At 59.7% G+C, this 8121-nt stretch carries 8 protein-coding genes and 1 pseudogene; 4 read left to right on the top strand and 5 right to left on the bottom strand.

What is annotated here, in order from left to right:
• A pseudogene (locus ACI1V7_RS28400) lies at positions 1–77 on the bottom strand (IS6 family transposase); the annotation flags it as partial.
• A 24-nt stretch (positions 78–101) separates the two neighbouring features.
• Between ACI1V7_RS28400 and ACI1V7_RS28030 the strand changes: the two are divergent.
• Together ACI1V7_RS28030 and ACI1V7_RS28035 are read left to right on the top strand one after the other, a co-directional pair.
• Positions 102–359 (top strand): hypothetical protein, encoded by a 258-nt coding sequence (locus ACI1V7_RS28030; RefSeq protein WP_404535957.1) that lies wholly within the window; start codon positions 102–104, stop codon positions 357–359.
• Positions 360–512: 153 nt separating this feature from the next.
• Complete coding sequence (locus ACI1V7_RS28035; protein WP_379738161.1) at positions 513–1952, top strand: cytochrome P450 family protein; 1440 nt, start codon at positions 513–515, stop codon at positions 1950–1952.
• Here the strand turns inward: ACI1V7_RS28035 and ACI1V7_RS28040 are convergent.
• Positions 1936–2103: a hypothetical protein gene (locus ACI1V7_RS28040; RefSeq protein ID WP_379738159.1), complete on the bottom strand. Its 168-nt coding sequence runs from the start codon at positions 2101–2103 to the stop codon at positions 1936–1938. The two genes, ACI1V7_RS28035 and ACI1V7_RS28040, sit on opposite strands and share 17 nt — an antisense overlap.
• A gap of 392 nt (positions 2104–2495) precedes the next feature.
• Between ACI1V7_RS28040 and ACI1V7_RS28045 the strand changes: the two genes are divergently transcribed.
• Positions 2496–3509, top strand: a complete 1014-nt coding sequence (locus tag ACI1V7_RS28045; protein ID WP_404535951.1) for a GIY-YIG nuclease family protein — start codon at positions 2496–2498, stop codon at positions 3507–3509.
• Positions 3510–3527: 18 nt separating this feature from the next.
• The gene (locus ACI1V7_RS28050; protein WP_404535953.1) at positions 3528–4175 is read left to right on the top strand and encodes a recombinase family protein; all 648 of its coding nucleotides are present in this window, start codon (positions 3528–3530) and stop codon (positions 4173–4175) included.
• Here the strand turns inward: ACI1V7_RS28050 and ACI1V7_RS28055 are convergent.
• From ACI1V7_RS28055 to ACI1V7_RS28065, 3 genes are all read right to left on the bottom strand, one after another.
• The gene (locus tag ACI1V7_RS28055) at positions 4172–7138 is read right to left on the bottom strand and encodes a Tn3 family transposase (RefSeq protein ID WP_001138070.1); all 2967 of its coding nucleotides are present in this window, start codon (positions 7136–7138) and stop codon (positions 4172–4174) included. The two genes, ACI1V7_RS28050 and ACI1V7_RS28055, sit on opposite strands and share 4 nt — an antisense overlap.
• A 2-nt stretch (positions 7139–7140) precedes the next feature.
• Entirely contained in the window at positions 7141–7701 is a 561-nt protein-coding gene (locus ACI1V7_RS28060; protein WP_003124096.1) for a recombinase family protein, read from the bottom strand.
• 130 nt (positions 7702–7831) lie between these two features.
• Positions 7832–7954 carry a DUF3330 domain-containing protein gene (locus ACI1V7_RS28065; RefSeq protein WP_425593032.1) on the bottom strand — a complete coding sequence of 41 codons (123 nt, stop codon included), beginning with the start codon at positions 7952–7954 and terminating at the stop codon, positions 7832–7834.
• Positions 7955–8121 lie beyond the last annotated feature (167 nt).

Here is an 8121-nt window from a genome sequence, read left to right on the forward strand (position 1 = left end):
CGCACGCAAAGGATGATGATCTCTTGTTCGAAGTGTCGGCCCTTGAACAGGTCGCTCGTGCTCGTGTGACTACGCATGTCAGGCAAAGGCCGTCATTCTAGCTGAGCTGCAGGTTTGCACCAGAGCCCTACAAGGTCTACCTGGCCGACAGCGACGTCACCACCGAGATTGCGCCGACCGAACGCGCGGCCCAGTTCCGCTTCACGTTCCCGAAGACCGACCAGGCCTGGGTCGTCATCGACGCCTACGACAGCGGCAAGTTCGGGTCCGGCTCCTACGTCAAGGTGGATGCGGCGCGCCGGCGCGTGGTCGGCTACTCGACCCGCTACGCGCGCGGGCCGCTGCCGCGTCCGCGATAGTTTGAAAGATTAACAAATCCGACCCGGCCAAGTACACGCTTTTTTTACATTTGGACGACACGGCCCGCACGCCGCGCACGATACCTTGAGTCGATTTACGACAGTAACGCCTGCTGTTACTCTTGTAACACCAGACACTTCAAGGAGCCGCGTATGTTTGTACCTCGCACCGACGAGCACGCCATCAATTTCCTGCCGCCCTATTTCGACAAGGATTACGTCGAGCATGCCGTGAAGCCCTTCATGGCCGGCTCGATCGTCACCGGCGAAAAGCCGATGCTGCCCATGATCGACACCGAGCTGACGAAGGAAAAGGCGATCCCGCCGCACATCTTCGGCATGCTGTACGAGCACTGGACGCCGAACATGGAAGAGGAAGGCCTGTCCGTCTTCCTGCAGGGTTACGAGAACCGCGGCCCCGACAACGAACGCAAGCGCATCTATTATTCCGCCTTCACGGCCGACCTGTACCCGGCCTGCTACCAGCCCAAGATCCAGGCCTTCCTCGACCGCCTGTTCGTGCCGGAGAACGCCGGCAAGCCGCTGATGCAGGCCTACTACGGCAGCTATTTCGATCTGTACTGGGACCTGCACCTGGGCGTTTCGGGCGACGCGATCCCCGACGAGATCCGCGAAATCGGCAAGGCCTTCAATACCGTGATCGGCTTCTGGTTCCCGACCATGGACATCGTCTACCAGAGCTATATGGCGGTGCGCAAGCTGCGGCCCTTCCTGCGGAAATGGGTCGATGCGCGCGTGGAGGACATCCTGCAGGGCCGTACGCCGGGCTACGACAAGACCATCGTGCATTACTGGATCAAGAACGGCGAATTCGGCGAGAACTTCCGCCGCAAGGACATCGTGTTCGAATGCTTCCACAACTTCCTCGCGTTCAGCCAGTGGGGCAACACGCTCTTCAACATCGTGGCGCGGCTGTCGCGCGAGGACGGCGATGCGGCCGTGCGGGACTGGTTCGCGCGCACGATGGCCGACCCGGACCGCATCGACACGCCGCCGTTCACGCCGCTGGACCGCTATACGATGGAGCTGTTCCGCACAATTTCGCCGAACGGCGGCAGCTATTCGCTGTCGAACGCGCGCCAGAGCTTCAGCGGCCAGGGCTACAACGGCGTGCTGACGCTGCACCTGCCGTCGAGCGAGAACCCGCTGCACTGGCCCGACCCGGCCGCGTTCGACCCGGACCGCTACCTGGCGGCGCCGCTGACGTCCGACCATGACGCCGCCGCGGCCCGGGGCGCCGGGCTGCAGCGCTGCCCGTTCGCCAAGACGGCGCGCCCGCTGCGCGACGGCCGCAGCGGCCAGGTCGAGAACAGCGTGTACGGCGCCGTCTACGCCACGGTCGGCGGCACCGCCTATCCGGTGCCGGACACCGCGGGCTATGCGCCGTTCGGCTTCGGCTACCGGCGCTGCCCCGGCGAGCTGTTCACCATCGGCTTCGTGCGCGATTTTCTCAAGAAAGCGCATGCCGCCGGCGTCGAGTTCCGCAAGCTCGACACGGACAAGCCGGCGAAACTGCCGGTCGGTCCGCTGACCGTGATCGAAGACCGCTACGCGTTCAGCCTGGCGACGTGAGCGCGCAGTCCGGGCGCCGGAAGCCGTCCAGGATGATGCGGACGCCCTCTTCCAGGAAGGGTTCCGGCGGTCCGACCTCGTGCTCGGTCAGCACGCGGTTGGCGGCCAGCAGGGTGAAGCCGTGGACATGGGCCCATAACAGGCCCAGCACCTTCTTTGGATCGACGTCCCCGGCAGCGCACCGACCAGCTGGCAGTGGTAGATGATGCGCTGCAGGATCGCGCGCGTGCGGTCCAGCGCCGGCAGCGGCTCGGCCTTGTCCCACAGCTCGCGGTCGGTGCCGATTTGTTGGCAAAAACGTATCTCAGCCTACTGTCGTCAGCATTTATTGGATAATTTGGGTGGATAAAAAACACATGTATAATTAGAGCCGTGGGAGGAAGTTTTTATACACCCGGTTCTAGGTGTATAGTTTGGGTGTACTCTAATTATCTTGATAAATAAACAACATTGCGGTAGAGTGCGCGGAAATGGATAGTGATAACGTGGTTTTGCTGTCAAAATAATAACTAATAAATTTTAACTAATTCCCAAGAGAAATTTGTGACGCAAAATATCCAAGGCTACATTTACGTACTCGCGAACAGCGCAATGCCAGGACTGGTCAAAGTTGGCAAAACGACACGCACGCCTTCAGAGCGCGCCCAAGAGCTTTCAAGCGTGAGTGGTTTGCCGACCCCTTTTATCGTGGTCTTTGAACAGATGTTTGTGGACTGCTCAGTTGCAGAATCGTACGTACATACGGTTCTTGCCGGCAAAGGGTTTCGAGTTGCAGATAATCGTGAGTTCTTCAATGCTCCGGTTAATGAAGTGGTGCGGGCAATTCTTTCGACACCAGGTTTGATTAATGACGTCCAGGTCATTAGTCCCTCTTCAGATAATGAAACCCAAGATAGGAATAAAATATATCCATGGGATGCCGCTTTGCGAGAGGCTATATCTTATCTTGTTGGCTATGGCGACTATATAAAAGATGAGGAAGAGGCAATTCGTTATTTCCACGCGGCCGCAAAGTTAGGAAGCCTTGAGGTTTATTCGATATTGGGGGACTACTACGAAGACCGAGCAAGAGATGCTGCGGAGGACTCGTTAGAGTCTGATGATTCTGAAGAATATGAGGAGACAGACTTTTCTAAAGCTTTTTCATATTACAAGGACGGTGCGAAAAAGGGGAATTCCTATTGTTACTGGCGTATGGGTTTGCTTTATTGGAAGGACGTTGAAATAGAGAATGCTCAAAAATGTTTTTCCATGTTCGCAAAAACTTTTTTGAACAAATCTCAGTTTGATCAGCCTGCAATAGTAGTTGAGTGGTCTAAGCTTGACGACGAACTGCACGAATATCTTTTGGATGCCTTTGCAGATTTCGTTCGCTTTCACCTGCTACCCGACTCGCTTAATCCTGTGCTCTTGCATAGAAAAGAAGCGTTGTGTGCTCTAGCAGAAAAAGCGCTTAAGGATCATGAGCATTTCGGCTTTGGTGAAGAGGTTGTGGAAAGTTTGCACTCTGCCAACAGAAAAATCATAAATCATCTGAATCAAATCTCAAGTGTTTAACTTCTGGTCGAGCTTCGAGTGAAGATTGCGCGCATATACCTCCGTGTGAGCACGGACGACCAGGATCTAGAGCGGCAGGCAACGTTGCGTGCCACAACCGAAGCAGCAGGATTTTATGTCGCGGCCGTTTATGCGGAAAAGGCGAGCGGCGCGAGGGCCGACCGTCCAGAACTACTCCGACTAATTGCTGATCTACAGCCTGACGAAGTGGTAGTAGCCGAACACATTGACCGTATTACCCGCCTCCCGCTGCCAGAAGCCGAAGCCTTGATTGCCAAAATTCGCGCTGCAGGTGCTAGGCTTTCAGTACCAGGCTTGGTTGACCTGTCCGAGCTGGTAGCGGAGGCGTCAGGAGTCGCCAGGATCGTACTGGAAGCCGTTCAAGACATGCTCTTGAAGATCCTGTTGCAAATGGCCAGGGAAAACTACGAAACGATGCGTCGACGACAGCGCGAAGGTATCGCTTTGGCGAAGTCACAAGGCAAGTACAAGGGCGGTAGGAAGGCGGATACAGCCCTACACGCGCGGATCATTGCGTTAAGGAAGAACCACAGCATATCGGCCACGGCCAAGCTAGCGGGCTGCTCCGAGCCGCTGGTCAAGCTTGTGTGGCGGGAACATCAGAAGACGGGGTCGCCTCAGAAAACGGAAAATAAAGCACGCTAAGCCGGTTGCAGCGGTCGTAGCGGCCTGAACTTGCCCGCGCCGATCTTGGCGCTGCTGCGCCAGAGGTAATCGCCGGTGAGGTTGATGTGCTCCCAACCGAGCGGCGACAGGTACTGCAACAGCGCGTCATCAACGGCATGGCCGTTGCCACGCAGCGCGTGCGCAGCCCGTTCCAGATAGACCGTGTTCCACAACACGACGGCAGCCGTTACCAGATTGAGGCCGCTAGCCCGGTAGCGCTGCTGCTCGAAACTGCGGTCGCGGATTTCACCCAGGCGGTTGAAAAACACTGCCCTGGCCAGCGCATTGCGCGCCTCGCCCTTGTTCAGGCCGGCATGCACGCGGCGGCGCAGTTCCACGCTTTGCAGCCAGTCCAGGATGAACAGCGTGCGCTCGATGCGGCCCAGCTCGCGGAGCGCCACGGCCAGGCCGTTCTGGCGTGGGTAGCTGCCGAGCTTTCGGAGCATCAGGGAGGCCGTCACCGTGCCCTGCTTGATCGAGGTGGCCAGCCGCAGGATTTCGTCCCAATGGGCGCGGACGTGCTTGATGTTGAGCGTGCCGCCGATCATGGGTTTCAGCGCGTCATAGGCGGCGTCGCCCTTCGGGATGTAGAGCTTGGTGTCGCCCAGGTCGCGGATGCGCGGCGCGAAGCGGAAGCCCAGGAGGTGCATCAGGGCGAAGACGTGATCGGTGAAGCCCGCCGTGTCGGTGTAATGCTCCTCGATCCGCAAGTCGGACTCGTGGTACAGCAGGCCGTCGAGCACGTAGGTCGAATCGCGCACGCCGACGTTCACGACCTTGGTGTGAAATGGCGCGTACTGGTCAGAAATGTGGGTGTAGAACGTCCGCCCTGGGCTGCTCCCGTATTTCGGGTTGATGTGGCCGGTGCTCTCGGCCTTGCTGCCGGTGCGGAAGTTCTGGCCGTCCGACGATGAGGTGGTGCCGTCGCCCCAGTGCTCGGCGAAGGGATGGCGGAACTGTGCGTTGACCAGATCGGCCAGCGCCGCCCCGTAGGTTTCGTCGCGGATGTGCCAGGCTTGCAGCCAAGCCAGCTTGGCGTAGGTCGTGCCGGGGCAAGACTCCGCCATCTTGGTCAGGCCCAGGTTGATCGCGTCGGCGAGGATCGTGGTCAGCAACAGGTTCTTGTCTTTGGCCGGGTCGCCCGATTTCAGATGCGCGAAATGCCGAGTGAAGCCCGTCCATTCGTCCACCTCCAGCAGCAGTTCGGTGATCTTGACGTGCGGCAGGATCATTGCCGTCTGGTCGATCAGCGCTTGGGCGGTGTCGGGTACCGCCGCGTCGAGCGGCGTGATCTTCAAGCCTGACTCGGTGATGATGGCGTCCGGCAGCTCGTTGGCCGTCGCCATACGGTTGACGGTGGCAAGCTGTGTTTCCAGCAGCGTCAGCCGGTCGTTCAGGTACCGGTTGCAGTCGGTGGCCACGGCCAGCGGCAATTCGCTGGCCTGCTTGAGGCTGGCGAATTTCGCGGGCGGCACCAGGTAGTCCTCGAAGTCCTTGAACTGGCGCGACCCCTGCACCCAGATGTCGCCGGAACGCAACGCGTTCTTCATCTCCGACAGCGCGCACAGTTCGTAGTAGCGCCGGTCGATGCCGGTGTCGGTCATGACCAGCTTCTGCCAGCGCGGCTTGATGAACTCGGTCGGCGCGTCGGCGGGCACCTTGCGGGCGTTGTCGCTGTTCATGCCGCGCAGCACCTCGATGGCGTCGAGCACGTCCTTCGCGGCGGGAGCGGCCCGCAGCTTGAGCACGGCAAGGAATTCCGGCGCGTAGCGGCGCAGCGTGGCGTAGCTTTCGCCGATGCGGTGCAGGAAATCGAAGTCCTCGGGCTGCGCAAGCTTCTGCGCTTCGGTGACGCTCTCGGCGAAGGCATCCCAGGACATGACGGCCTCGATGGCGGCGAACGGATCGCGGCCCGCCTGCTTGGCCTCGATCAGCGCCTGGCCGATGCGGCCGAACAGCCGCACCTTGGCGTTGATCGCCTTGCCGGACGCCTGGAATTGCTGCTGATGCTTGTTCTTGGCGGCGTTGAACAGCTTGCCCAGGATGCGGTCGTGCAGGTCGATGATTTCGTCGGTGACGGTGGCCATGCCCTCGATGGCAAGCGCCACCAGGGTGGCATAGCGTCGCTGCGCCTCGAACTTGGCCAGGTCGGCGGGCGTCATCTGGCCACCCTCACGGGCGATCTTGAGCAGGCGGTTCTGGTGCACCGACCGCTCGATGCCAGAAGGCAGGTCGAGCGCCTGCCACGCTTTGAGGCGTTCGATGTGTTCCAGCATGTGCCGCGAATTCGGTTTGACGGGCGATTGGCGCAGCCAGGCCAGCCAGGTCGTTTTGCCGTTGTCCCGACGCTTGAGCAGATCGTCGAGGCGGCGGCGATGCGCGTCCGACAGCGGTTCGGCCAAGGCATCGTAGATGCGCCGGTTGGCGCGGGTGATTGCTTCGGCGCTCGCCCGCTCGACGGCGTTGAGGGCAGGCAGAATGACCGACTGCTGCCGCAGGTGCTCGATCAAGGTGCTGGCCAGCACGATGCCCTTGTCGGTCTGCAAGGCCATCTCGGTCAGCAACTGGACGGCCTGCCGGTAGTGGCCCATGGTAAAGGGCTGGAAGCCGAACACCGTTTGCAGTTCGACCAGGTGCTCGCGCCGGGTCTGCTCCCGCTGCCCGTATTCGTCCCAGCTTTCGACGCTGACCTTGAGCTGGTCGGCGACCAGTTTCAACAAGGGCGGAAACGGCGGCTCATCGACGCCCAGGATGACACCAGGAAAGCGCAGGTAACAGAGCTGCACGGCGAAGCCCAGCCGGTTGGCCGGGCCGCGCCGCTGCCGGATGATGGAGAGGTCGGTTTCGCTGAACGTGTAGTGACGGATCAACTCATCCTTGGTGTCCGGCAACGCCAGCAGGCTTTCGCGCTCGGCGGCGGACAGGATTGAACGACGTGGCATATTTACTGATCCGTTCTCAAGTATTGATACAGGGTTTCGCGACTGATTCCGAATTCACGAGCCAGCTTGGTCTTTTGCTCGCCAGCCTCGACACGTTGGCGCAGTTCGGCAATACGCTCAGACGACAGGGATTTCTTCCTGCCACGGTAGGCCCCGCGCTGCTTGGCGAGCGCGATGCCCTCGCGCTGCCGCTCGCGGATCAAGGCGCGTTCGAACTCGGCGAACGCGCCCATTACCGACAGCATCAGGTTCGCCATCGGCGAGTCCTCGCCGGTGAAGGTCAAATGCTCCTTAAGGAACTCGATGCGTACGCCGCGCTGGGTGAGGCCCTGCACCAGGCGGCGCAGGTCGTCGAGGTTGCGCGCCAGACGATCCATGCTGTGCACCACGACCGTGTCGCCTTCGCGCACGAAGGCGAGCAGCCGTTCCAGTTCGGGCCGCCGTGTGTCCTTGCCCGACGCCTTGTCGGTGAACACTTTATCCACCTGGATCTGTTCGAGCTGCCGTTCTGGGTTCTGGTCGAAGCTGCTGACGCGGACGTAACCGATGCGCTGACCGTGCAAGGTATCCTCCTGAGGGAAATGTGTCAGGAAGAAATCTATGACCCTTGACGGCGTATGTCAATCAATTCGGAAGGCAACTCTATTCTGACGATTTAGCGCCGGATGGTCTGACGCCAAGTTAGGGTATGCCTCAATCTGACGGTAGCGAGTCGCAGGCGTTCGGATCGGCATCGGTTTCGTTCCCTGTCTTGGCACGCGCTTCGAAGCGTTGATTGGACTTCCCCCACTCCGGTGGACATTTCTGACCTATGATTGGACTTCCCCCACTCCGGTGGACATTTCTGACCTATGATTGGACTTCCCCCACTCCGGTGGACATTTCTGACCTATGATTTGAGCATAGGAGAAATGAATGAGTACACAGCGTTACACACCTGAATTCAAGGAAGAAGCAGTCAGACAGGTGGTAGAGCGGGGTTA

The organism is Massilia paldalensis, from assembly GCF_044901715.1.
Classification (GTDB): Bacteria; Pseudomonadota; Gammaproteobacteria; order Burkholderiales; family Burkholderiaceae_D; genus Telluria; species Telluria paldalensis.